This is a genomic window from Citrobacter sp. RHBSTW-00599, from assembly GCF_013784065.1.
GTDB classification, from domain to species: Bacteria; Pseudomonadota; Gammaproteobacteria; order Enterobacterales; family Enterobacteriaceae; genus Citrobacter; species Citrobacter braakii.
On sequence record NZ_CP056717.1, the window covers coordinates 4,221,328 to 4,247,200 of the forward strand.

Here is a 25,873-nt window from a genome sequence, read left to right on the forward strand (position 1 = left end):
TCAGTCCGCCAACTCCAGAATTCTTACCACCAACTGCGAGAAGCTCAGGCCCGCCTGACGCGCCGCCATCGGCACCAGACTGTGGCTGGTCATACCCGGAGAGGTATTCGCTTCCAGCAGATAAAACTGGCCATCGCTGTCCAGCATGACGTCAATGCGACCCCAACCTTTACAGCCCAATGCAGTCCACGCTTTCAGGACTAATTCCTGTAAAAAGGCTTCTTGTTCGACTTCCAGACCAGCAGGGCAGAAATATTGTGTCTCATCAGAGAGATACTTCGCCTCATAATCATAGAAGGTTCCCGCGGGTTGGATACGTATTGACGGTAAAATTTCTTCGCCAAGTATCGCAACTGTAAATTCCGGGCCACTGAGCCATTTTTCAATCAGTACTTCTTCATCATGCTGAAAAGCCAATGCTAATGCACCCTGCAAAGCATTTTCTTCTTCAACTTTTGACATCCCTACGCTGGAACCTTCACGGCTTGGCTTTACAATCAGCGGCAAGCCTAACGCAGAAATTTTTGTAACTGCTTCATCGCTAAGACCTTTTTCGAACTCAGCGCGGGTCAGCGCAACCCATGGGGCGACGGGTAAACCTGCGCCCTGCCACAGCAGCTTGCTGCGCAGTTTGTCCATGGAAATCGCGGAAGCCATGACGCCGCTGCCGGTATACGGCAGGCCAATCAGCTCCAGCATGCCCTGCAATGTGCCATCTTCACCGCCACGACCATGCAGCGCAATAAACACCTTCTGAAACCCCATAGATTTCAAAAGAGTGACATCGACCTCTTTAGGGTCAACCGGATGGGCATCTACACCACCTTCGCGTAACCCTGCCAATACGGCCGCGCCTGAATTCAGCGATACTTCACGTTCAGCGGAGGTTCCCCCTAACAGGACCGCGATTTTATCAGCCATGTTGTTCTTCCTCCGGGTTTTGCGGCTTCAGTTTGATTTCAGCTAAGGAACGCGCGATTTTGCCGATATTTCCAGCGCCCTGCACCAAAATCAGATCGTTGCCGGTTAATACGGGTGCCAGCATTTCTGCCACCTGGGCCGGATCGGATACCAGAATCGGATCGATCTTACCGCGGCCACGAATCGTACGGCACAACGAGCGGCTGTCGGCCCCCGGAATCGCGGCTTCGCCCGCGGCATACACATCCAGCATCAACAGCGCATCGACCTGGGTAAGCACGTTGGCAAAGTCGTCGTACAGATCGCGAGTACGCGTAAACCGGTGCGGCTGGAACAGCATCACCAGGTTTTTGTCCGGCCAACCCGCGCGCGCGGCTTTAATCGTGGCGTCCACTTCCGTTGGGTGGTGGCCATAGTCATCAACCAGCATCGCGGTCCCGGCTTTACCGTTCACCGGCTCAAGCGGGAATTCGCCGAGGAAGTCAAAACGACGTCCGGTACCCTGGAAACTTTCCAGCGCGCGCAGAATAGCGTCGTCTTCAATACCTTCTTCCGTCGCGACCGCCACTGCTGCTGCCGCGTTCAGTGCATTGTGACGACCCGGCGCGTTTAACGTAACACGTAAATCGGCCATCCCCTGACGCACCAGCGTGAAATGTCCTTGTGGACCAATCTGCTGGTAATCTTCAACGCGCACATCGGCATCATCACTGAAACCATAGGTTGTGGTTTGACGGCCAACTCGCGGTAACAGTTCGCGGATCACCGGATCGTCAACGCACATCACCGCACGGCCATAAAACGGCAAGTTATGCAGGAAATTAATAAACGTCTGCTTTAAATTTTCGAAATCGCCATGGTAGGTATCCATGTGGTCGGCTTCGATATTGGTGACAATCGCCACCATCGGCTGCAAATGCAGGAACGACGCGTCGCTCTCGTCCGCTTCGGCAATCAAATAACGGCTATGACCCAGGCGCGCATGCACGCCTGCAGCCTTCACCAGACCGCCGTTGACAAAAGTGGGATCCAGACCCGCTTCCGCGTAGATGCTGGAGACCATTGCCGTAGTCGTGGTTTTACCGTGCGTCCCGGCAATAGCGATACCGTGACGAAAACGCATTAACTCCGCCAGCATTTCAGCACGACGAATCACCGGAATACGTGCTTCATGCGCTGCAACAATTTCCGGGTTATCCGCAGAAATAGCGCTGGATACCACCACCACGCTCGCATCGCGCACGTTTTCCGGGCGATGGTTGAAGAAAATCGTGGCACCCAGATTCGTCAACTGCTGCGTCACAGGATTCGGCGCTAAGTCAGAACCGCTGATCTGATAACCTTCATTGGCCAAAACTTCGGCAATACCGCCCATACCAGCACCACCGATGCCGACAAAGTGAATGTGCCGAACGCGACGCATTTCGGGCACGATGGAACGCAGTTTTGCCAGTTGTTGTGTATTCATTCTTTAGCCATTAACTTCTTAGTTCATGCGATGCAAAAGGCATCACCACAATTACGCCCGGGCAGCCCGGCTCACTTCATTTGCAACGCGCTCTGTGGCATCCGGTATGGATGCGGCGCGCGCACGTTCTGCCATGGTTAATAACGTTTCTCGCGACCACCCGGCAAGGGTGCTGGCGACGGCATCCACAGTAAACTGCGGCTGCTCCAGAATTTTGGCGGCGCCCGCTTTCTCCAGCGGCAGCGCATTCCAATACTGCTGTCTGTCTTTGTGCTGGAACGGCACAAACAGCGCAGGCAAACCTGCGGTGGCAATTTCGCTCACCGTCAGCGCGCCTGAGCGACAAACCACGACATCAGCCCACGCATAGGCCGCTGCCATATCATCAATAAACTCAGTGACCTTGTGCTGCGGTTGTCCCGCGACGGCATACGCCTGTTCAACGGTCTGCTGCGCGCCTTTGCCGCTCTGATGCCAGATAGTCACCGCGTCGCCAAGCTTTGCGGCAACCTGCGGCATCGTCTGGTTCAGTACGCGTGCGCCCTGGGATCCCCCGACAACCAACACACGAACTGGACCTTCACGCCCGGCCAGACGCGCTTTGGGCAATGGCAGCGCCAGCACGTCAGTGCGCACCGGGTTGCCCACCACTTCCGCATTCGGGAAAGCGCCAGGAAAAGCCTGCATCACCGTAGTGGCAATCTTCGCCAGCCATTTGTTAGTTAATCCCGCAATGCCGTTCTGCTCATGCAGTACAACCGGAATACCTAATGACCAGGCCGCCAGACCGCCAGGGCCAGACACGTAGCCGCCCATACCCAGCACCACATCGGGTTTAAACTGCTTCATGATGGCGCGCGCCTGACGCCAGGCATTAAAAATACGCACAGGTGCGGCAAGCAGCGCATTGACGCCTTTGCCACGCAAACCGGAGATACGAATAAAGTCAATTTCAATGCCGTGTTTCGGCACTAAGTCCGCTTCCATACGATCGGCGGTGCCCAGCCAACGAACCTGCCAGCCCTGGGCCATTAAATGGTGCGCGACCGCCAGCCCCGGGAATACATGCCCGCCGGTACCGCCTGCCATCACCATTAACCGCTTCGGTTGACCACTCATCGTGCACCTCGTGTAAACGCCTGGGCTTTTTCCAGACGCGTTTCATAATCAATACGTAACAAAAACATGATGGCCGTCGACATAATCAACAAACTTGAACCACCATAACTGATCAGCGGCAGCGTCAGACCTTTGGTTGGCAGCATACCCGCCGCCGCACCGACGTTTACCAGTGCCTGGAAGCTAAACCAGATCCCGATAGAGCAGGCTAAAAAGCCTGAAAAACGGTGGTCAATTTCCAACGCCTTACGGCCAATCGACATCGCGCGAAAAGCGACGAAGAATACCATTAAAAGTGCCAATACCACACCGATATAACCCAGCTCTTCCCCAATGATGGCGAAGATGAAGTCGGTGTGCGCTTCTGGTAAATACTCCAGTTTTTGGACTGAATTACCTAAGCCCTGCCCCCAAACCTCACCGCGACCAAAGGCCATCAGGGATTGCGTCAGCTGGTAGCCACTGCCGAACGGATCTTCCCATGGGTTCCAGAAGGAGGTTACGCGGCGAATACGATACGGTTCGGCAAGGATCAGCAGCACAACTGCCGAAATACCCATGCCGATGATGGCAATGAACTGCCACAGTTTTGCTCCGGCGAGAAACAGCATCGCCAGGGTAGTGACAAACAGCACCACCACCGTACCAAGGTCAGGCTGTGCCAGCAGTAAAATAGCCAGCACCAGGATCACGCCCATCGGTTTTAAGAAACCGCGCAGGTTGTTACGCACTTCATCAACTTTACGCACCAGGTAGTTGGCGAGGTAACAGAACAGCGACAGCTTGGTAAATTCCGCAGGCTGAATACGCAGCGGCCCCAGCGCAATCCAGCGCGACGCCCCGTTAACGGAGCTACCCACCACCAGCACAATCAGCAGCATGATGATCGAGGCAATCAGCATCGTCGTACTGTACTTTTGCCAGAACTCCATCGGCAGACGCAGCGTCACCATCGCCAGGCAGAAGGCGAGGAAGATGTACAGTGCGTCACGCTTAGCAAACAGGAAAGGATCGCCCGCCAGACGTTGTCCTACGGGCATCGATGCCGATGTCACCATCACAAAACCGATCGCTGCCAGACCAAAGGTCAACCACAGCAGCATGCGGTCATACATGATCAGGCTGTCCGCGTCTTTATCACGCGAAGCCATCACCCAGCCTTTAAGTGCCGCGAAGACCCACGCCAGGATACCCAGTCCCGGTAAGCGCGGCATTCTCAGACGAGGGAGAGATAAGCGCATCAACCCAACTCCTTCGCCAGGCGGGTAAAGACGTCACCGCGTTGCTCAAAGTTCTTGAACTGGTCGAGGCTGGCGCAGGCAGGCGACAGCAGCACCATATCGCCCGACTTCACGCGCGGTGCGAGCAGACGCATTGCCTGCTCCATGGTTTCAGTTTGTTCCGTAACGTCAGGTCGCAGAGCGGCAAGCTGCGCGCCATCGCGACCAAAGCAATACAGACGAATGTTGTCGCCGGTCAGGTATCGTTGCAGCGGCGTAAAGTCAGCGGATTTCCCGTCACCCCCCAGCAACAGGTGCAACGTACCGTCAACGTGCAGGCCATTCAGCGCGGCTTCAGTGCTGCCGACGTTGGTGGCTTTAGAATCGTTAATCCAGCGCACGCCGTTGTGCTCAAGCACATTCTGAAAACGGTGCGCCAGACCGGTAAACGTGGTGAGCGCTTTCAGGCTCGACGCCCGCGGCAGACCCGCAGCATCCGCCAGCGCCAGCGCAGCCAGGGCGTTGGTATAGTTATGCTGACCGGAAAGCGTCATCTCTTTCACGTTAAGAACTTTTTCACCCTTCACTCGCAGCCAGGTTTCGCCCTGCTGACGGTTCAGGTGATAGTCACCCATGTTGATGCCAAAGCTCACGCAACGCTCATCCGCTCCGCGAACCGGCATGGTCAGCGCATCATCAGCGTTGACCACACACACTTTCGCGTTTTCATAGACGCGCAGTTTGGCCGCACGGTACTGCTGCAAGCCAAACGGATATCTGTCCATATGGTCTTCGGTGACGTTCAAAATGGTAGCGGCTACGGCTTGTAAGCTGGAGGTCGTTTCCAGTTGGAAGCTCGACAGTTCCAGAACATACAGCTCACGTTCGTCATCCAGCAGCATCAGCGCGGGCAGGCCAATATTACCGCCAACCCCCACGTTCACACCGGCCGCTTTCGCCATCTCACCTACCAGCGTAGTGACTGTACTTTTCCCGTTGGAACCGGTGATCGCGACGATCGGGGCTTGTGCTTCGCGACAGAACAGCTCAATGTCGCCGACAATTTCAATTCCCGCATCGGCGGCGGCGCTCAACGAAGGATGCGCCAGGGCAATACCAGGGCTGGCGACAATAAGATCAGCGGCCAGCAGCCAGTCATCATTCAGACTGCCAACATGACGCTCAACCGCTTCCGGTAATTTGTCCAGGCCCGGCGGCGTCGCGCGGGTATCCATTACGCGCGGCGTCACGCCACGCGCCAGGAAGAAATCCACGCAGGACAGCCCGGTCAAACCCAGACCGATAATGACGACTTTTTTACCCTGGTAATCAGCCATGATTAACGTACCTTCAGCGTTGCCAGGCCAATCAGCACCAGCATCAGCGAAATAATCCAGAAGCGTACAATTACGCGCGGTTCCGGCCAGCCTTTCAGTTCATAGTGATGGTGGATCGGCGCCATACGGAATATGCGCTGTCCGCGCAGCTTAAAGGAGCCAACCTGCAAAATGACCGACAGTGTTTCTACGACGAATACACCGCCCATGATCACCAGCAGGAACTCCTGACGCAGGAGCACGGCAATAATGCCCAGCGCGCCGCCCAGCGCCAGCGATCCGACGTCGCCCATAAAGACCTGCGCCGGATAGGTGTTAAACCACAAGAAGCCTAACCCCGCACCGACAATTGCCGTACAGACGATCACCAATTCGCCGGCATGACGTAAATAGGGAATATGCAGATAGTTGGCGAAGTTCATGTTACCGGTCGCCCACGCTACCAACGCAAAACCTGCGGCCACAAACACGGTCGGCATAATCGCCAGACCATCCAGACCATCGGTGAGGTTGACCGCGTTGCCAGTACCCACAATCACGAAGTACGCCAGCAGCACGTAGAACAGCCCCAACTGCGGCATCACGTCTTTAAAGAACGGCACCACCAGCTCAGTGGCCGGGGTATCTTTACCAGCCAGATACAGGGCAAAGGCCACGCCCAGCGCAATCACCGACATCCAGAAGTATTTCCAGCGCGCGATCAGGCCCTTGGTGTCTTTGCGTACCACTTTGCGGTAGTCATCGACAAAACCGATAATGCCGTAACCGACCAATACCACCAGCACGCACCATACGTACGGGTTCGACGGGTATGCCCACAGCAGTACGGAGATAACAATCGCGGTAAGGATCATAATCCCGCCCATGGTCGGCGTACCGCGTTTACTGAAGTGTGATTCCGGACCGTCGTTACGCACGACCTGTCCAAAGGACATTTTTTGCAAGCGGGCGATCATGCGCGGGCCCATCCACAAAGAGATGAACAGCGCGGTCAGCAGGCTGACGATGGCGCGAAACGTCAGATAGGAAAAGACGTTAAAGCCGGAATAATATTTGACCAAATGTTCGGCCAGCCAAACTAACATGTCCCATTCTCCTGTAATGCGCGTACTACCTCTTCCATGGCGGCACTACGTGAACCCTTCACTAAAATCGTCATAATCTGATGTTCTGCAATCAGCGCCTTAAGATGCGCGGTCAACGCGGTTTTATCCGCAAAATGCTCACCCACACCGCTGGCATGGCTAATTGCCTGACTCAGTTTCCCTGTACTCAGCACACGGTCGATACCTGCAGCCTTCGCAGCGTCACCCACCTGCACGTGGCATGCTTCGCTTTCCGCGCCAAGCTCTGCCATATCGCCAACGACCAACACGCGGTAGCCCGGCATTTCGGACAGCACGTTTACCGCTGCGGTCATTGACCCGACATTTGCGTTATAGGAGTCATCCAGCAGTAGCTGATTTTCTGCCAGTTGAATCGGGAACAGACGCCCCGGTACCGCTTGCAGCTCCTTCAGACCCGCTTTAATCGCTTCGTGCGTCGCGCCTACCGCCATAGAGAGAGCAGCCGCCGCCAGGGCGTTAGCAATGTTGTGACGACCCGGCAGCGGCAGCAGAACATCAATGCTTCCGGTTGGCGTTTGCAGAGAAAACTCTGTGCCGTGTGAAGTCACATGAACATTGGCCGCCGAAAAGTCGCTGTTGGCCGCATTCGGGGAGAAGCGCCAGACTTTGCGATCGCCGATAATGCTCTGCCAGTTCAGCCAGTCGTTATTGTCGGCATTCATAATGGCGATTCCGTTCGCTGGCAGGCCGGTAAAAATCTCACCTTTTGCCTTCGCAACGCCCGCCAGTGAACCAAAGCCTTCCAGATGCGCGGCTGCCAGGTTATTCACCAGCGCCGCTTCCGGACGCGTCAGGCCAACGGTCCAGGCGATTTCGCCCTGATGATTAGCGCCAAGCTCAATCACGGCATAGTCGTAATCGTTGTTTAAGCGCAACAGCGTCATCGGTACGCCGATGTCGTTATTCAGGTTGCCCGCGGTATATAAGGTGTTGCCACACTGACTCAGAATGGATGCGGTCATCTCTTTGACGGACGTTTTACCGGAAGAGCCGGTCAGCGCGACAACGCGCGCCGGAACCTGGGCGCGTACCCATGCCGCCAGTTCACCAAACGCCAGACGTGTATCTTTAACAATCAGTTGCGGCAGGTTGGTGTCCAGCGGACGGCTGACCAGCAGCGCACCCGCCCCGCTCTCTTGCGCCTTGTCTGCGAAATCGTGGGCATCAAAGCGTTCGCCTTTCAGCGCGACAAACAGGCAGCCCGGCGTAACTTTACGCGTATCGGTTGTCACCGCATCAAGAGTCAGATCGGCTCCTTTCAGTTCGCCACGGAGGATCTCCGCCAGTTGGCTGAGCGTTACGCTAATCATGCGATTACTCCCAGCAGACGCGCTGCCGTGACGCGGTCAGAATAGTCGAGGCGCTGCGAGCCAACGATCTGGTAGTCTTCGTGACCTTTCCCGGCCACCAGCACCACATCGTTTTCTTTCGCCTGCATAATGGCGTTTGTCACAGCCTCTGCGCGACCTTCCATCACTTTCGCCTGTCCGGCATCCAGCATACCCGCCAGAATGTCGTTAATAATGGCGCGCGGCTCTTCGGTACGCGGGTTGTCATCGGTCACCACGACAACATCAGCAAACTGCTCGGCAATCGCGCCCATCAACGGACGTTTGCCTTTGTCGCGATCGCCGCCGCAGCCAAAAACGCACCACAGTTTTCCAGTACAGTGCAGACGTGCCGCCTGCAGCGCTTTTTCCAGCGCATCTGGCGTATGGGCATAATCAACCACAACGGTGGTTTTACCCGGCGCGCTGAACACTTCCATGCGCCCACAAACTGGCTGTAATTGTGTTGCCGTTTTCAGTAAATCAGCTAACGGATATCCCAACGCCAGCAGCGTTGCCAGTGCCAACAGCAGATTGCTGACGTTAAACGCGCCCATCAGGCGACTTTCAATTTCGCCGTCACCCCATGAGGAGGTAAAACGAATTGTTGCCCCGCTGTCGTGATAATTCACGTCAATCGCCTTTAACCAACGACCATGACAGTTCGGGTTGATGTGATCTTCCATCGATACGGCAACCGCATCCGGAAGTTTGGCCAACCAGCGACGACCGACTTCATCATCCGCATTAACGATGGCCTGGCCGCAATGGTGCGTGGAATACAGCAGCCATTTCGCGGCTTCGTAATGTTCCATGTCGCCGTGGTAATCAAGATGGTCACGGCTTAAGTTAGTAAATACTGATGCGGCAAACTTCAGCGCCGCCACGCGATGCTGAACCAGACCGTGTGAAGACACTTCCATCGCGCCAACCGTTGCGCCTTGTGCAACCAGCCCTGCCAGCACATGCTGGACATCTACGGCTGAACCGGTGGTATTTTCCGTCGGGATCACTTTGCCCAGCAGGCCATTGCCGACTGTTCCCATCACCGCGCTGGTTTCGCCAAGCAGTTGGCTCCACTGTGCCAGCAATTGGGTGGTGGTGGTTTTACCGTTGGTCCCGGTCACGCCGACCAGTCGCATTTTTTCAGAAGGCTCGTGGTAAAAGCGGCCCGCCAGTGCAGATAAACGTTCGTTAAGCTGACTGAGATAGATAACTGGAACGCCGTGCATTTCACGGATTTCACCGTCAGTAGCTTCATCTTTTGCTTCTGCAATAATGGCAGCCACACCTTGCGCTATCGCCTGCGGGATATACCGACGCCCGTCCGCCTGATGACCCAATACTGCGACAAAGAGATCGCCCGATGCAGCCATACGGCTGTCGAGCGTCATCTCCCGCAGTGCTCGCTCCGGTGCACCCGGCACCCATGGAGCAAGAAGGTCGCGCAAATTACGATCTGCCACCTGTTGCCTCGCCTTGATTATTCACAAATTCATTTTTATCGCCCGTTGTCAGCGCATCCGGTTCGATGTTCATGGTGCGCAGTACGCCGCCCATGATGGCACCAAAGACCGGCGCGGAAACGGCGCCACCGTAGTATTTACCCGCCTGCGGATCGTTGATAACAACAACCAGCGCGAAGCGCGGCTGACTCGCAGGCGCAACGCCTGCGGTATAAGCAATGTATTTGTTGATGTAGCGGCCATCCGGCCCTACTTTCTTCGCCGTACCGGTTTTAATGGCGATACGATAGCCTTTAATCGCCGCCTTCACGCCGCCGCCGCCGGGCAGCGCCACGCTTTCCATCATGTGCACTACGGTACGCACGGTTGATTCCGGGAAGATACGCTCGCCCGGAACAGGAGGGTCAACTTTGGTGATCGACAGTGGCCGATAAACGCCATAGCTGCCGATCGTTGCATAGACTCGCGCTAACTGTAACGGCGTTACCATTAGCCCATAGCCGAAAGAGAAGGTGGCCCTCTCTATGTCAGACCACCGTTGTTTTTGAGGATATAAGCCACTGCGTTCTCCGACCAACCCCAAATTGGTCGCTTTTCCCAGCCCAAAACGTGAGTAAGTGTCTACTAACGCTGAGGACGGCATCGCTAACGCCAGCTTGGAAACACCGACGTTACTCGACTTCTGCAAAACCCCGGTGAGGGTCAATTCGCTATAACGCGCCACGTCTTTAATTTCGTGGCCATTAATTCGGTAAGGGATAGTGTTAAGTACGGTATTTTCGCGAACCACGCCACGCTGCAGCGCCGTCATCACCACCATCGGTTTGACGGTGGAACCCGGTTCAAACACGTCGGTAATCGTACGGTTACGCATCGCATCCTTCGGCGTACCGGTGAGATTGTTCGGGTTGTAGGACGGGCTGTTGGCCATCGCCAGCACTTCACCGGTGTTCACATCCACCAGTACCGCACTGCCTGACTCCGCCTTGTTAAACGCCACGGCATTATTCAGTTCGCGGTAGACCAGCGCCTGTAAACGCTCATCGATACTTAGCGCAAGGTTATGCGCCGCCTGACTGTCGGTAGAGGAAATATCCTCAATGACGCGGCCATAACGGTCTTTACGTACAATACGTTCGCCCGGTTGCCCGGTGAGCCATTTGTCGAAGCTCTTCTCAACGCCTTCAATCCCCTGGCTGTCGACGTTAGTAAAGCCGATAAGGTGAGCGGTCACTTCTCCGGAAGGATAGTAACGGCGGGATTCTTCGCGCAGGTGAATGCCTGGCAGCTTCAGTTTTTTGATGTAGTCAGCCATGTCAGGGTTTACCTGACGCGCCAGATAGATAAAGCGCCCTTTCGGGTTGGCGTTAATGCGGGAAGCCAGTTGATCGAGCGGGAGATTCAACGCGGTCGACAGCGCTCTCCAGCGTTCACCAACGCTTACACCGCCTGCGTCATGCACCTCTTTGGGGTCGGCCCAAATCGCCTTAACCGGAACGCTCACCGCCAGCGGACGACCTGAACGGTCGGTAATCATCCCGCGCGATGTGGACACTTCCTGTACGCGCAGAGAGCGCATATCGCCCTGACGCACCAGCATGTCCGGCGCGATGATTTGCAGCCAGGCAACGCGCCCCAGCAGAAAACCCAGTGCCAGCAAAATACAGCCGCACAGTAACGCAAAACGCCAACTGATAAAGTTGGCTTGTTCTTCCTGGCGTTTTGGCTTGTGCGTTTTTGCCGCTGCTTTCATGCGTCGCGTTTATCCTTATTTTTGTACTACGATATTTTCTTGTGAGGGATCAACATGCTGCATTTGCAGCTTTTCCGTTGCGATCCGTTCAACACGGCTATGGTCGCCGAGCGCGTTCTCCTCAAGGATCAAGTTGCGCCATTCGATATCCAACGCATCTCGCTCCAGAACCAGCTGCTCACGCTGCGCGGTCAGTAACCGCGTATGGTGTGCTGTTGTCACGACGGTAACCGCCGTCAAAATAATGCAAATGAACAGACAGAGTGGCAGCTTCCCATACCGCAAAAGATCGTCACCGATCACGCCAGGCAAGGCATGGCGCTCGTTGCTTCCTATCGATCCTTTAACTTTGCTGAGGGCTTCTGTCACTCTGCTGATCATGCGTTCGTCCTCTCTGCAATACGCAGAACTGAACTACGGGCACGAGGATTTTCAGCTACCTCTTCTTCACCCGGCATCATCTTGCCTAGTGCTCTTAACTCACGGCCGCCCAGCTTTTTGATCTGCGCTTCGGTCATCGGTATTCCAGCCGGAACCTGAGGACCACGGCTTTGTTCGCGCATAAAGCGTTTCACAATGCGATCTTCAAGCGAATGGAAACTGATTACCGAAAGGCGACCACCTGGTGCCAGCACGCTGAGCGAGCTTTTTAGCGCCTGCTCTATCTCCTCCAGTTCACTGTTCACCCAAATGCGCACCGCCTGGAAGGTACGGGTCGCGGGATGTTTGAATTTGTCTTTCACCGGCATTGCCGCCGCAATCACTTCCGCCAGCTCTTTAGTGCGGGTCATCGGTTCGATGCGGTTGCGCTCTACGATGGCGCGAGCAATACGTTTGCCGAAGCGCTCTTCGCCAAAGGTTTTAATCACCCAGGCAATATCTGCTTCATCGGCGGTTTGCAGCCATTCGGCCGCTGACTGACCGCGTGTAGGGTCCATACGCATATCTAACGGACCGTCACGCATAAATGAGAATCCGCGCTCAGCATCATCAAGCTGTGGAGAAGACACCCCAAGATCAAGAAGAATCCCGTCGATCTTACCGGTAAGTCCGCGCTCGGCGACATAATCAGCCAGCGCAGAAAAAGGACCATGGACGATGGAAAAACGGGGATCGGTAATCGTCTTTGCAACGGCAATCGCCTGCGGATCGCGATCGATGGCCAGTAAACGCCCCTCTTCGCCAAGTTGCGAGAGGATCAGACGTGAGTGACCACCGCGACCAAATGTCCCGTCAATGTAGATGCCGTCTGGACGAATATTCAGGCCGTTTACGGCTTCATCCAGCAACACCGTTGTATGTTTATAATTTTCCATCATTTTATAGAGACAAATCCTGCAATCGTTCCGACAGCGCGCCGGTAACAGACTGCTCAGCGTCGATATCTTCCTTGACCTGTTGATACCAGGTCGTTTCATCCCACAGCTCAAACTTATTGAACTGCCCAACCAGCATCACTTCTTTCGTTAGCCCTGCGTGTTGCCGCAGAATGGGCGCTATCAATAATCGGCCAGCGCTATCCATCTGACATTCGCTAGCATGACCCAACAACAGGCGCTGTACGCGACGCTCAACTGGATTCATGCTCGACAGACGCGATAACTTCTGCTCGATAATTTCCCATTCAGGCAGGGGGTACAGCAGCAGGCACGGGTGATGGATGTCAATGGTGCAAACCATTTGACCGGTAGCGCTCTCGAGCAGTTGATCCCGATAACGGGTAGGCACAGATAAGCGCCCTTTACTGTCGAGATTAACTAACGTTGCTCCCCGGAACATGCCAGCCTCACCCCCGATTACCACTTTATCCCACAAATTCCCACTTAAAGGAGTTTACGGAGCGGAGGAAAACCTTGTCAAGCAAGTCACGGCGCTTAGCGGAGCAAAAAACCCATTGTTTACGGCTAATATCAGCGTTGAACAAATTCCGTACAGCAAACGAAGCAAATTAACGTCATGAATATTTGTAAGAAAAAAATCCAACAACTCATGATTGTTTAAAACAACTGAATATCATCAAAAGAAAAATATAAAGTGTCAGTTTGCGACGCGAGCGGCATTTTAGGACAATATGCAGCGAGATAACAGTACCAGTTAATCAGTCTGTACGCCGCACAGGAGCGAGATAAGGGCGAGATTGTCGCAACACACCAGTAAAGTGTTTGTTAATTCGGCAAATCCCTACATGCTTGTAACAAAATAATACAACCGTAACGCATCGTTACGTCTCAATTACCCAAAAATGGATAGTTGCATTTTTAATTCGGCATAATAGAAGAATCAATTTCAGATAATTCTAAAGAATATTCTTAATTATAATGCGGTTATTTCCGAGAACGGGATAATTGATGATGTCAGAGGCTTATCCGCCGACATCATCAATTGAGGCAACTTAGTTACGGCTTAGAATACCGCGACGGTACAGATTACGCCGTATACGCGTTAAACCTGGTTTGGGTTTACGCGGCTCATCCAGGCTTGCCAACACAATCTCCAGCACGCGTTCCGCGACATCTCGATGGCGCTGCGCCACCGCCAGAACCGGGCACTGCAGGAAGTCGAGCAGCTCGTGGTCGCCAAAAGTCGCAATCGCTAAATCAGACGGTAACTGCCCGTCGCGGCGCAGGGTCACATCCATCACCCCCTGCAACAGGGCAAACGACGTGGTAAACAACGCCTGAGGCATTGGATGCGTTTCCAGCCATTTATCAAATAACTGCGCGGCCGCCTCCCGCTCATAGCTGTTGGCATAGAGAAAATGCACTTCACGCGGATCGTCCTTCCACGCGGTACGGAAACCCTGTTCGCGCAGGAAACTGACGGACAATTCAGGAAGCGCCCCCAGATAGAGCACGGTTTCAGCAGGGAATTTACGTAACTCCTCCGCCAGCATCTGCGCATCATCCTGGTCTGCGCCCACCACGCTGGTGAAATGTTCACGATCCAGCGCGCGATCCAGCGCCACAATCGGGAATGAACTGTTCGCCCAGCGCTGATAAAACGGATGTTCAGGCGGCAAGGAAGTCGAAACGATAATGGCATCAACCTGACGTTGTAAAAGATGCTCAATACAGCGCATTTCGTTATCCGGCTGATCTTCAGAGCAGGCAATCAGTAGTTGATACCCGCGCTGACGCGCCTGGCGCTCCAGATAGTTTGCGATCCGGGTATAGCTCGTGTTCTCGAGATCCGGGATCACCAGCCCGATAGAACGTGTGCGTCCAGCACGCAGCCCGGCCGCCACGGCATTCGGGTGGTAATTATGCTCACGCACCACCGCCATGACTTTTTCAACCGTTTTGTCGCTTACGCGGTATTGCTTTGCTTTGCCGTTAATAACGTAGCTTGCAGTCGTTCGCGAAACGCCGGCCAACCGAGCGATTTCATCCAGTTTCACAATTGCCCCTTGCATAAAATGTACAAACCATAACCTTTAAGATGGCATGGGTTAAACTTCTTAACATCTAAGCGCAGAATAATGACTGCGGCAACCGCTTTTGTCTCTGGTTACTGCTGATTTCGCAAAAAAAAGCAACCGATAGCCAAGGCATCTCGCGTAGGTCAGGTAAGCGTTAGCGCATAATTTTATCGCCGCGGGAAAGCCCCACCACGCCGGAACGGGCAACTTCCACGATTTTGGCGACTTCCCGTAGCGTTGCCAGAAACGCATCCAGCTTATCGCTGGTGCCCGCCAGCTGTACGGTGTAGATCGACGGCGTAACATCGATGATTTGCCCACGGAATATCTCCGTGTTGCGTTTCACCTCTTCCCGGCCATAGCCGCTGGCCTGGATTTTCACCAGCATGATTTCTCGTTCAACGTGGGCGCCCTGCCCCAGTTCGCTGACGCGCAGAACATCCACCAGTTTGTGTAGCTGCTTTTCGATCTGCTCCAGGACTTTCTCATCCCCTACCGTTTGAATCGTCATCCGCGATAAGGTCGGGTCGTCAGTCGGCGCGACGGTCAGGCTTTCAATGTTGTATCCGCGCTGGGCGAAGAGGCCAATCACACGTGACAATGCACCCGACTCGTTTTCCAGCAATACTGATAATATCCGGCGCATAATCAGGTCCTCTCCGTTTTACTTAACCACATTTCGTCCATCCCGCCCCCACGAATCTGCATCGGGTAGACATGCTCACTGCCGTCGACGGTGACATCAACAAACACCAGGCGATGGTTACGCACATGTTCCAGCGCTTCGCCCAGCTTGCTCTCCAGTTCGCCTGGATGATTAATCTGGATACCGATATGCCCATAAGCTTCAGCAAGGCGCACAAAATCGGGTAGCGACTGCATGTAAGACTGGGAGTGACGCCCGGAGTAAATCATGTCCTGCCACTGTTTGACCATGCCGAGATAGCGGTTGTTAAGGTTGAGCACCAGTACCGGTAGCTCATATTGCAGCGCCGTCGACAGTTCCTGGATGTTCATCTGAATGCTGCCATCCCCGGTAACGCACACCACTGTTTCATCCGGCAGCGCCATTTTCACCCCTAACGCCGCGGGTAAACCGAATCCCATGGTGCCGAGGCCGCCTGAGTTAATCCAGCGGCGTGGTTTATCGAACGGATAGTAAAGTGCGGCAAACATTTGATGCTGGCCAACGTCAGAGGTCACGTATGCATCCCCTTTCGTCAGACGCCAGATGGTTTCAATCACCGCCTGCGGTTTAATACTTTCACTTTGCGTGTCGTATTTCAGGCACTGACGAGCGCGCCAGTGTTCGATCTGTTGCCACCAGTCACGGTTATCATCCAGCGGCTGCTGCGATTTCTCCTGCGGCAGCAGTTCAAGCATCTGATCCAGCACCAGGCGAGCATCGCCCACAATCGGAATATCCGCAGTGACGGTTTTTGAAATTGAGGTCGGATCGATGTCGATATGCAGCACGGTCGCATTCGGGCAATATTTTGCCAGGTTATTGGTCGTTCGATCGTCAAAACGAACGCCGACGGCAAAGATCACATCAGAATGATGCATGGTCATATTCGCTTCGTAAGTACCATGCATGCCCAACATTCCCAGCGCCTGGCGATGCGTGGCCGGAAACGCGCCTAACCCCATCAGCGAGGAGACAACCGGCAGATTAAGTGCTTCGGCAATTTGCCCCAGTTGTTCGTGACAGGCGGCATTCACCGCGCCACCACCAACATAGACAACCGGTTTCTTCGCCGCGACCAGCGTCTGCAAAGCACGTTTTATCTGTCCTTTGTGCCCGGTCGTTGTCGGGTTATACGAACGCATACTCACCGACTCCGGCCAGCTATAAGGCAGTTTTTTCGCCGGATTCAGAATATCTTTCGGCAAATCCACCACCACAGGCCCCGGACGACCGCTTGCCGCCAACCAGAAGGCTTTTTTCAGCACCTGCGGGATATCTTCCGTTTGTTTAACCAGAAAACTGTGTTTTACCACCGGGCGGGATATACCCACCATGTCGCACTCCTGGAAGGCATCGTAGCCAATCAGGGAAGTGGCGACCTGGCCGGAGAGGATCACCAGCGGAATGGAATCCATATATGCTGTTGCAATCCCGGTGATCGCATTGGTTGCCCCTGGTCCGGAAGTGACCAAAACGACGCCCACTTCTCCCGTGGCACGCGCCAGGCCATCAGCCATATGTACCGCGGCTTGCTCATGACGGACTAACACATGATCAATACCGCCGACCGTATGCAATGCATCATAAATATCGAGGACGGCCCCCCCGGGATAACCGAATACCTGCTTCACACCCTGATCGATAAGCGATCGGACGACCATCTCGGCTCCAGACAACATCTCCATGGCTTGCCTCACTCTTATAATGAATTACGGTTTAACAACACATTAACCGCTGACGATGACGCATGGCAATTGACTCCGAAGGGGTGGCACTGGAGTAAATAAGAATAAAACGGAGGTCAGAATTGAATAAATGGAGAATTAAACCAGCATAAGCAATTGATATGATAAATAATCGCTTAAAAAGGGGGACTTACAGCAATTAGTCTATTTTTTTACACTTTCAGACATACGTAAAAAGTTGAGTTCAGCACAAAATTTTAGATATAAAGATAAAAGCAGAATAAACCAGATGTATTCCCCGATTTATTCTGCCAGCGGCTACTTCTTACAGACGGAGACCAACAGTTCTTCCATCCATTGATGTCCTTTATCGCGCCCCGCAGCCTCATGCCAGGAAAGATAACATGTGCGGCTGTTCAATTTTAAAGGTAAAGGCAATATCTGCAGTTCTAAAGAATCGGCGAACTCTTCCGCCAACCAACGCGGCGCAATAGAGACCAGGTGCGTTTGCGACACAATATTAAGCACGCTGATTAATGCCATTCCCTGATAAGCCACGCAGGATTGTTTATCCGGTGTGTCATACCACGGCTGGCTGAATGAGGCGAAGCGATCAAGCGAAACCACGGCATGCTGTTCATGATAGAGATTGCTTTCCAGCAATGGGCCACTAATGCGCGGATGTTTTTTGCTTGCCACTAACACCATTTCGTCATTGAATAACGGAACACTGGTAAATTCCGGACGACGGAATTCTTCATAGCTAATAACAAACTCAGTTTCCTGATAACGTAATTGGTGCTCGGTATTTAGATTTAGTGAAGATTTAAAAACGACATTAATGTTCGGCGCGACTTGTTCAACTCGATTATAAATCAACGAAGTAAGAATATTATCCAATGGACTGCATACGCAAAGATTGAATACACGCTCGCTGCTGGTAGGTTCAAAGCCGGAACCAGGCAGTTCATTCTGCACTAATTGCAATGCCTGACGAACGGAGCCAAACAGCTGGAAGGCTCTTGCTGTCGGCTGGATTCCACGGCCATAACGAACAAAAAGCTCATCGTTAAACATGACTTTCAGGCGTGCGACCGCATTACTGACAGCGGGTTGCGACATCCCCAGCGTATGTGCAGCACGCGTAATATTTTGTTCCTGCATCACCGCATCAAAAACAGTTAATAAATTAAGATCAACCATGCGAAGCTGTGGCTTCCCCATCTCTATGAGATTAGATTTATCTATTATTTTTACTTCTGGCATATTTAACTCCACTGTCACTCTAAACTCCCTTTTCCCAGACGGAGTGCAGAAATAATCTCCGTTAATATGATTTACCATGCATATAAAATAAGAAAAAGGAAAAACATTAAAATTAGGAAAACATAAAGGCACAAATCTAAATGTACAAAAGAACACCACAAGCGTAGTGCGGCAGATGTCACTGCGCGATGATTCATATGTTTAAATTTCGAAAACAATATAACCATAAGCGTGGCGAATACACAATCATACGCACAGTGAATATGTATTTAAGTTTTAATTAAACATTTCTATTATTAACACATTAAAAGTTAACATTAATTTATCAATTATTGGGTAACACATTGGTTTCATCCATTCAGAATGAATATAAAAGCTGATAAATCATAAAGATATGAAATCCCAAATGAGGCGTTATCTTTAGTTCTTCGTTACCATAAATGCAAATAAATATGCTTAAATATGTCAAACCGTGAAAAACATGTTCAACGATCAGATGATTAATTTTATATAACCTGAGAAATTCAGCACAATTCGCTTAAGTTTATCAGAAACTTTCCCCCTTAACGGGAGCATTTGCAGGGAATGGGGTTGACATCAGTCTTCATATCCAGTACCACTAAAAGCATATCGCATTCGCCTGGAGCTTGATTGATGACTTACATTGCTCGTTTTATCGGTCTACTACTACTAAACGCATTCTCATTGCGCGGTAGACTGGTGGACGACATTCAGCATTAAGTCAGCTCCAGTTAAGACAAAAAACCCGCGCCGTTGCGCGGGTTTTTTTATGCTCGAAGCAAGGCGCCCTAAAGACCAAGGACCTAAACCATGAGCCAGCAAGTCATTATTTTCGATACCACCTTACGTGACGGTGAACAGGCGTTACAGGCGAGCCTGAGTGTGAAAGAAAAACTGCAGATTGCGCTGGCCCTCGAGCGTATGGGCGTTGACGTGATGGAGGTCGGTTTTCCGGTCTCTTCACCGGGTGACTTTGAGTCCGTACAAACCATCGCTCGTCAGGTGAAGAACAGCCGCGTTTGCGCCTTAGCCCGCTGCGTAGAAAAAGATATCGACGTTGCCGCAGAATCTCTGAAGGTCGCTGAGGCTTTCCGCATTCATACGTTCATCGCCACCTCGCCGATGCATATCGCGACGAAATTGCGTAGCACGTTGGATGAAGTGATCGAGCGAGCAGTCTACATGGTGAAGCGTGCGCGTAATTATACGGATGACGTGGAGTTCTCATGCGAGGATGCTGGCCGTACCCCTATTGCCGATCTGGCCCGCGTGGTCGAAGCCGCGATTAATGCGGGTGCCAAAACTATCAATATCCCCGATACCGTTGGCTACACCATGCCTTTCGAATTCGGAGCAATCATTTCTGGTCTGTATGAACGCGTACCGAATATCGATAAAGCCATCATCTCCGTGCACACCCATGATGATTTAGGTCTGGGCGTTGGCAACGCGTTGGCGGCCGTCCACGCCGGTGCTCGCCAGGTGGAAGGCGCGATGAACGGTATCGGCGAACGCGCCGGTAACTGCTCACTGGAAGAAGTGATCATGGCGATCAAAGTGCGCAAAGATATCCTGAACGTACAGACCCGCATTAATCACCAGGAAATCTGGCGTACCAGTCAGTTAGTCAGCCAAATCTGCAACATGCCCATTCCGGCCAACAAAGCCATTGTCGGTAGCGGCGCCTTTGCCCACTCCTCTGGCATCCATCAGGACGGCGTACTGAAAAATCGTGAAAACTACGAAATCATGACGCCTGAATCCATCGGTCTGAACCAGGTGCAGTTGAACCTGACTTCCCGTTCCGGACGCGCCGCGGTGAAACACCGTATGGACGAGATGGGATATAAAGAGAATGAATACAACCTGGACAACCTGTACGACGCATTCCTGAAGCTGGCGGATAAAAAAGGTCAGGTATTTGATTACGACCTGGAAGCGCTGGCCTTTATTAATAAACAGCAGGAAGAGCCGGAGCATTTCCGTCTGGATTACTTCAGCGTGCAGTCCGGCTCAAATGACATCGCCACCGCCTCCGTCAAGCTGGCCTGCGGTGAAGAAGTCAAAGCCGAAGCGGCGAACGGTAACGGTCCGGTCGATGCCATTTATCAGGCCATCAACCGTGTGACCGAGTACAACATCGAACTGGTGAAATACAGCCTGACCGCCAAAGGGCACGGTAAAGATGCGCTGGGCCAGGTGGATATCGTTGCTAATTATAACGGTCGCCGCTTCCACGGCGTCGGTCTGGCAACAGATATCGTCGAATCGTCCGCGAAAGCGATGGTTCATGTGCTGAACAACATTTGGCGCGCCGAAGAAGTCGAAAAAGAATTGCAACGCAAAGCTCAGAACAACGAGAACAACAAGGAAACCGTGTGATGTCGAAGAATTATCATATTGCTGTTTTGCCGGGCGACGGTATTGGCCCGGAAGTGATGGCGCAAGCCCTGAAGGTACTGGACGCAATCCGCAACCGTTTTAACATGCGCATTACCACCAGCCACTACGACGTGGGGGGTGCCGCTATCGATAACCATGGTCAGCCGCTGCCGCCTGCGACGGTTGAAGGCTGTGAGCAAGCTGACGCCATTCTGTTTGGCTCCGTTGGCGGCCCGAAATGGGAAAATCTGCCACCAAACCAGCAGCCTGAACGCGGCGCGCTGCTGCCGTTGCGTAAACACTTCAAATTATTCAGCAACCTGCGCCCGGCTAAGCTGTACCAGGGTCTGGAAGCATTTTGCCCTCTGCGCGCAGATATTGCCGCGAACGGTTTCGACATCCTGTGCGTGCGCGAACTGACCGGCGGTATCTACTTCGGTCAGCCAAAAGGCCGCGAAGGCAGCGGACAACATGAAAAAGCCTTTGATACCGAGGTTTATCACCGTTTCGAGATCGAGCGTATCGCACGTATCGCGTTTGAATCTGCTCGCCAGCGTCGCCGCAAAGTCACGTCGATTGATAAAGCCAACGTACTGCAAACGTCTATTCTGTGGCGCCAAATCGTCAATGAAATTGCTAATGAATATCCGGATGTTGAGCTGGCGCATATGTACATCGACAACGCGACGATGCAGTTGATCAAAGATCCATCCCAGTTCGACGTGCTGCTGTGCTCCAACCTGTTTGGCGACATTCTGTCTGACGAATGCGCCATGATCACCGGATCAATGGGGATGTTACCGTCCGCCAGCCTGAATGAGCAGGGCTTTGGTCTGTACGAGCCCGCTGGCGGCTCCGCTCCGGATATCGCCGGGAAAAACATTGCTAACCCTATCGCCCAAATCCTTTCGCTGGCGCTGCTGCTGCGCTACAGCCTGGACGCCAATGATGCGGCAACCGCAATTGAGAGCGCCATCAACCGCGCATTAGAAGAAGGCATTCGCACCGGTGACTTAGCCCGTGGCGCTGCCGCAGTCGGTACCGATGAAATGGGTGACATTATTGCCCGTTACGTCGCAGAAGGGGTGTAATCATGGCCAAAACGTTATACGAAAAATTGTTCGATGCGCACGTCGTTTACGAAGCGCAAAACGAAACCCCGCTGTTGTATATCGACAGACATCTGGTGCATGAAGTGACCTCTCCGCAGGCGTTTGATGGCCTGCGTGCGCATGGCCGTCAGGTGCGCCAGCCGGGTAAAACCTTTGCCACCATGGACCATAACGTCTCCACGCAGACCAAAGACATTAACGCTTCCGGCGAAATGGCCCGCATTCAGATGCAGGAATTAATCAAAAACTGCAATGAATTTGGCGTCGAACTGTACGACCTGAACCACCCGTATCAGGGGATCGTTCACGTGATGGGGCCTGAGCAAGGCGTAACGTTGCCGGGTATGACCATCGTTTGCGGCGACTCCCACACCGCCACACACGGCGCGTTTGGCGCGCTGGCCTTTGGTATTGGCACCTCTGAAGTTGAACACGTTCTGGCGACGCAGACCCTGAAACAGGGGCGTGCCAAAACCATGAAGATTGAAGTTAACGGCACGGCAGCACCTGGCATTACCGCCAAAGATATCGTGCTGGCGATTATCGGTAAAACCGGTAGTGCAGGCGGTACCGGGCACGTCGTTGAATTTTGTGGCGAAGCCATCCGTGCGCTGAGCATGGAAGGCCGTATGACCCTGTGCAACATGGCCATTGAAATGGGCGCCAAAGCGGGTCTGGTCGCACCGGATGAAACCACCTTTAACTATGTGCAGGGGCGTTTACACGCACCGAAGGGTGAGGATTTTACCAACGCGGTTGCGTACTGGAAAACGCTGAAAACCGACGACAACGCGACGTTTGATACCGTCGTTACCCTGCAGGCAGAAGAGATCGCACCGCAGGTCACTTGGGGTACGAACCCGGGTCAGGTCATCTCGGTGAACGATAATATTCCCGACCCGGCGTCATTTTCCGATCCCGTTGAGCGCGCATCGGCTGAAAAAGCGCTGGCATATATGGGGCTGAAACCGGGCATTCCGTTAACAGAAGTGGCCATCGATAAAGTGTTTATCGGTTCCTGTACCAACTCGCGTATTGAAGATTTACGCGCTGCGGCCCAAATCGCCAAAGGGCGCAAAGTTGCGCCAGGCGTACAGGCGCTGGTTGTGCCGGGTTCTGGTCCGGTGAAAGCGCAGGCTGAAGCGGAAGGTCTGGACAAGATCTTCATCGAAGCCGGGTTTGAATGGCGTTTACCGGGCTGTTCCATGTGTCTGGCCATGAACAATGACCGCCTGAACCCAGGCGAGCGCTGTGCATCCACCAGCAACCGTAACTTTGAAGGCCGCCAGGGCCGCGGTGGTCGCACGCACTTAGTCAGCCCGGCCATGGCCGCCGCTGCCGCCGTTACCGGTCATTTTGCCGACATTCGCAGCATCAAATAAGGAAACTACCATGGCAGAGAAATTTACCCAACATACCGGCCTGGTTGTCCCACTGGATGCCGCCAACGTGGATACCGACGCGATTATTCCCAAACAGTTTTTGCAGAAGGTTACGCGCACCGGTTTTGGCGCTCATCTGTTTAACGACTGGCGTTTTCTGGATGAAAAAGGGCAACAGCCTAACCCAGAGTTCGTACTGAACTTCCCGGAATATAAAGGCGCGTCAATTCTGCTGGCGCGGGAAAACTTTGGCTGCGGCTCTTCCCGTGAACATGCGCCATGGGCGCTGACCGATTACGGCTTTAAAGTAGTGATCGCGCCAAGCTTCGCTGACATCTTCTACGGCAACAGCTTCAATAACCAACTGCTGCCGGTGACCTTGAGCGACGCGCAGGTAGATGAAATGTTCGCCCTGGTGAAAGCCAATCCGGGCATTACATTTGAAGTGGATCTGCAAGCGCAGGTGGTGAAAGCGGGCGATAAGTCCTACAGCTTTAAAATCGACGACTTCCGCCGCCACTGCATGCTGAACGGTCTGGACAGCATCGGGCTGACGCTGCAGCATGAAGCGGCCATCACCGAGTACGAAGACAAGCAGCCAGCGTTTATGCGCTAGTCCTTGTGGTGCCGGATAAGGCGTAAGCTGCCATCCGGCACTACAAAAATCAAACGTCCTTTACCCGCCCGGTCATCACCAGCGTGACCACAGAAATCGCCGCAATCACCCAATAGACGGCAAAGTGACCGTAGCTTTGCGCAACAGCCCCCTGAATCACTCCCGCGAGAATGACCCCCGTTGAAATACTGTTGGTAAATAATGTGGTCGCTGACCCCGCACGCCCGGGCATAAGATCCTGAAACCACAGCATTCCTATCCCGGCGATGATACCGATAAATACTGCATTAAACAGTTGCAGCACCAGCAGCGCCGTGCGGCTGTGAAAGAAGATCAAACCAAGATAAAACAGTACGCCCGCCGCGACGGCCGCGATCATCATTCGCCGTTTGCCAAAGCGCTTCACATAGTAGCCCGCCAGGATCATCGCCGGAATTTCCAGCCCAGCCGCCGTCCCCATCAGGATCCCGGCCAGCTTGTCCGGTAACCCCAGCTCAAGGCTTATCCACAGCGGCATATCGATGATGTACATGGTATTGCAGGTCCACATCAGCGTGGAGGCAATAAACAACATGCGCACATTTTTGTCCTGCCAACCGCCGGTCTGTTCCAGCGGTACGTCAACAGGTTGCTCCACCCGTGTAACTGACGGCAGTATCAGCGCAATCAGCACCAGGCTAATGGCGAAAATCCCTGCGGCAATGGAAAACATCGCCGTAAAGCCGTAATTCAGCGCCAGCATGAAGGCCAGCGGCGGTCCAATTACCCAGGCCAGCGAAAGCTGCGCACGCATCACCGAGCTAAACATCACCACTTCACGCGCGGAGTTATCAGCGTATTCCCGCGCCAGCGCAAACAGCTGCGGCATGGCGGTATTCGCCAGCGAGGCCAGCAGTACACCGCAGGTGATAAGCGTGAGATAGTGGCGATTAAACGCAAACAGCAGCGCGTTTCCGATTGCCATCAGGCAGCAGAACATGATCAGCTTGCGCCTGTCGCCCTGGCTGTCGGATCGTTTCGCGAGGCCAAGGCTGACAACGATCCCGACAATCGCATTGACGGTATAAAACAGCCCGACCCAAAACGGCTGCGCCCCGACTTCACGGCTCAGGAACAAGCTCAGCGTGGGTGCCTGCAATGCACCTGCTACGCCCATCATAAAAGCGACTAGCATAAATGCCGCGTAAACGCCGTTGAGGCGCCGTCCCATGGTCATAATCCAGAGCATTACAGTTCCTTTTAGCGCAGCAGAAACAAAAAAAGCCAGCAGTGATTATCTGCTGGCGCGGCGATTAACACCAATACTCAGTCACACATGATGTCTGCAATTCCCAATTCAGGAGTCAGGCTGTCACCTCCCACTGCATCAGTTCTTCGAGCATCTTTAAGCGCTGCGGTGCGCTCAGGCAAGCCAACCAGGACGATTTTTCTGTCGCGGTAAAGTATTTCAACCAGAACTGACGCATAGATGACCCCTTCGTTGTCTCATCGCTTCATCGGAATCTATTATTGGCTTAATATAGGGATAATAAAATTGCTGAGTTTTTCGCAGGAGTTCCCCTTT

22 protein-coding genes are annotated in these 25,873 nt (G+C 53.4%); 4 read left to right on the plus strand and 18 right to left on the minus strand.

From position 1 onward, the window contains the following. The 16 genes from HV243_RS20620 to leuO all read right to left on the minus strand — a co-directional run bounded on the left by HV243_RS20620 (position 1) and on the right by leuO (position 18,796). Positions 1-921, minus strand: coding sequence for a D-alanine--D-alanine ligase (locus HV243_RS20620; RefSeq protein ID WP_016151699.1), 921 nt, complete (start codon positions 919-921; stop codon positions 1-3). Continuing rightward, complete coding sequence (gene murC / locus HV243_RS20625) at positions 914-2,389, minus strand: UDP-N-acetylmuramate--L-alanine ligase (RefSeq protein ID WP_016151698.1); 1,476 nt, start codon at positions 2,387-2,389, stop codon at positions 914-916. Before murC ends, HV243_RS20620 begins: the two co-directional genes overlap by 8 nt. A 51-nt stretch (positions 2,390-2,440) precedes the next feature. After that, complete coding sequence (gene murG / locus HV243_RS20630; RefSeq protein WP_181603870.1) at positions 2,441-3,508, minus strand: undecaprenyldiphospho-muramoylpentapeptide beta-N-acetylglucosaminyltransferase; 1,068 nt, start codon at positions 3,506-3,508, stop codon at positions 2,441-2,443. Then, the gene (gene ftsW, locus HV243_RS20635; protein WP_016151696.1) at positions 3,505-4,749 is read right to left on the minus strand and encodes a cell division protein FtsW; all 1,245 of its coding nucleotides are present in this window, start codon (positions 4,747-4,749) and stop codon (positions 3,505-3,507) included. The genes murG and ftsW overlap by 4 nt, the downstream gene beginning before the upstream one ends. Beyond that, entirely contained in the window at positions 4,749-6,065 is a 1,317-nt protein-coding gene (gene murD / locus HV243_RS20640) for a UDP-N-acetylmuramoyl-L-alanine--D-glutamate ligase (RefSeq protein WP_047417193.1), read from the minus strand. Before murD ends, ftsW begins: the two co-directional genes overlap by 1 nt. Positions 6,066-6,067: 2 nt before the next feature. Beyond that, positions 6,068-7,150: a phospho-N-acetylmuramoyl-pentapeptide-transferase gene (gene mraY / locus HV243_RS20645; protein ID WP_016151694.1), complete on the minus strand. Its 1,083-nt coding sequence runs from the start codon at positions 7,148-7,150 to the stop codon at positions 6,068-6,070. After that, on the minus strand, positions 7,144-8,502 hold the full coding sequence (gene murF, locus HV243_RS20650; RefSeq protein ID WP_019078371.1) for a UDP-N-acetylmuramoyl-tripeptide--D-alanyl-D-alanine ligase: 1,359 nt from the start codon (positions 8,500-8,502) through the stop codon (positions 7,144-7,146). Before murF ends, mraY begins: the two co-directional genes overlap by 7 nt. After that, on the minus strand, positions 8,499-9,986 hold the full coding sequence (murE, locus tag HV243_RS20655) for a UDP-N-acetylmuramoyl-L-alanyl-D-glutamate--2,6-diaminopimelate ligase (protein WP_016151692.1): 1,488 nt from the start codon (positions 9,984-9,986) through the stop codon (positions 8,499-8,501). Before murE ends, murF begins: the two co-directional genes overlap by 4 nt. Further along, entirely contained in the window at positions 9,973-11,739 is a 1,767-nt protein-coding gene (gene ftsI / locus HV243_RS20660) for a peptidoglycan glycosyltransferase FtsI (RefSeq protein WP_016151691.1), read from the minus strand. The genes murE and ftsI overlap by 14 nt, the downstream gene beginning before the upstream one ends. 15 nt (positions 11,740-11,754) lie before the next feature. Beyond that, positions 11,755-12,120 (minus strand): cell division protein FtsL, encoded by a 366-nt coding sequence (gene ftsL / locus HV243_RS20665; RefSeq protein ID WP_006686695.1) that lies wholly within the window; start codon positions 12,118-12,120, stop codon positions 11,755-11,757. Continuing rightward, positions 12,117-13,058: a 16S rRNA (cytosine(1402)-N(4))-methyltransferase RsmH gene (gene rsmH, locus HV243_RS20670; protein ID WP_016151690.1), complete on the minus strand. Its 942-nt coding sequence runs from the start codon at positions 13,056-13,058 to the stop codon at positions 12,117-12,119. Before rsmH ends, ftsL begins: the two co-directional genes overlap by 4 nt. Position 13,059: 1 nt before the next feature. Further along, positions 13,060-13,518 (minus strand): division/cell wall cluster transcriptional repressor MraZ, encoded by a 459-nt coding sequence (mraZ, locus tag HV243_RS20675; protein WP_005124560.1) that lies wholly within the window; start codon positions 13,516-13,518, stop codon positions 13,060-13,062. 613 nt (positions 13,519-14,131) lie between these two features. Beyond that, entirely contained in the window at positions 14,132-15,136 is a 1,005-nt protein-coding gene (gene cra, locus HV243_RS20680) for a catabolite repressor/activator (RefSeq protein ID WP_016151689.1), read from the minus strand. Positions 15,137-15,311: 175 nt separating this feature from the next. After that, positions 15,312-15,803: an acetolactate synthase small subunit gene (gene ilvN / locus HV243_RS20685; protein ID WP_003829566.1), complete on the minus strand. Its 492-nt coding sequence runs from the start codon at positions 15,801-15,803 to the stop codon at positions 15,312-15,314. A gap of 2 nt (positions 15,804-15,805) precedes the next feature. Beyond that, the gene (gene ilvI / locus HV243_RS20690) at positions 15,806-17,530 is read right to left on the minus strand and encodes an acetolactate synthase 3 large subunit (RefSeq protein ID WP_016151688.1); all 1,725 of its coding nucleotides are present in this window, start codon (positions 17,528-17,530) and stop codon (positions 15,806-15,808) included. Positions 17,531-17,848: 318 nt separating this feature from the next. After that, entirely contained in the window at positions 17,849-18,796 is a 948-nt protein-coding gene (leuO, locus tag HV243_RS20695; RefSeq protein ID WP_016151687.1) for a transcriptional regulator LeuO, read from the minus strand. Positions 18,797-19,627: 831 nt separating this feature from the next. On the opposite strand from leuO, the gene leuA reads away from it, so the two are divergent. Genes leuA through leuD form a run of 4 tightly spaced genes read left to right on the plus strand, consistent with a single transcriptional unit; the run spans position 19,628 to position 24,309 of the window. Continuing rightward, the gene (gene leuA / locus HV243_RS20705; RefSeq protein ID WP_016151686.1) at positions 19,628-21,199 is read left to right on the plus strand and encodes a 2-isopropylmalate synthase; all 1,572 of its coding nucleotides are present in this window, start codon (positions 19,628-19,630) and stop codon (positions 21,197-21,199) included. Then, complete coding sequence (gene leuB, locus HV243_RS20710; protein ID WP_016155686.1) at positions 21,199-22,290, plus strand: 3-isopropylmalate dehydrogenase; 1,092 nt, start codon at positions 21,199-21,201, stop codon at positions 22,288-22,290. Before leuA ends, leuB begins: the two co-directional genes overlap by 1 nt. Positions 22,291-22,292: 2 nt before the next feature. Continuing rightward, a complete protein-coding gene (gene leuC, locus HV243_RS20715; protein ID WP_016155685.1) occupies positions 22,293-23,693 on the plus strand; it encodes a 3-isopropylmalate dehydratase large subunit in 1,401 nt (466 codons plus the stop codon). A 10-nt stretch (positions 23,694-23,703) separates the two neighbouring features. Beyond that, positions 23,704-24,309, plus strand: coding sequence for a 3-isopropylmalate dehydratase small subunit (gene leuD, locus HV243_RS20720; RefSeq protein ID WP_053388886.1), 606 nt, complete (start codon positions 23,704-23,706; stop codon positions 24,307-24,309). Between the two features lie 49 nt (positions 24,310-24,358). Here the strand turns inward: leuD and HV243_RS20725 are convergent, their stop codons facing one another. Beyond that, positions 24,359-25,537: a sugar efflux transporter gene (locus HV243_RS20725; RefSeq protein WP_019078362.1), complete on the minus strand. Its 1,179-nt coding sequence runs from the start codon at positions 25,535-25,537 to the stop codon at positions 24,359-24,361. 115 nt (positions 25,538-25,652) lie between these two features. Then, complete coding sequence (gene sgrT, locus HV243_RS20730) at positions 25,653-25,775, minus strand: glucose uptake inhibitor SgrT (protein WP_016151681.1); 123 nt, start codon at positions 25,773-25,775, stop codon at positions 25,653-25,655. Between the last annotated feature and the right edge of the window lie 98 nt (positions 25,776-25,873).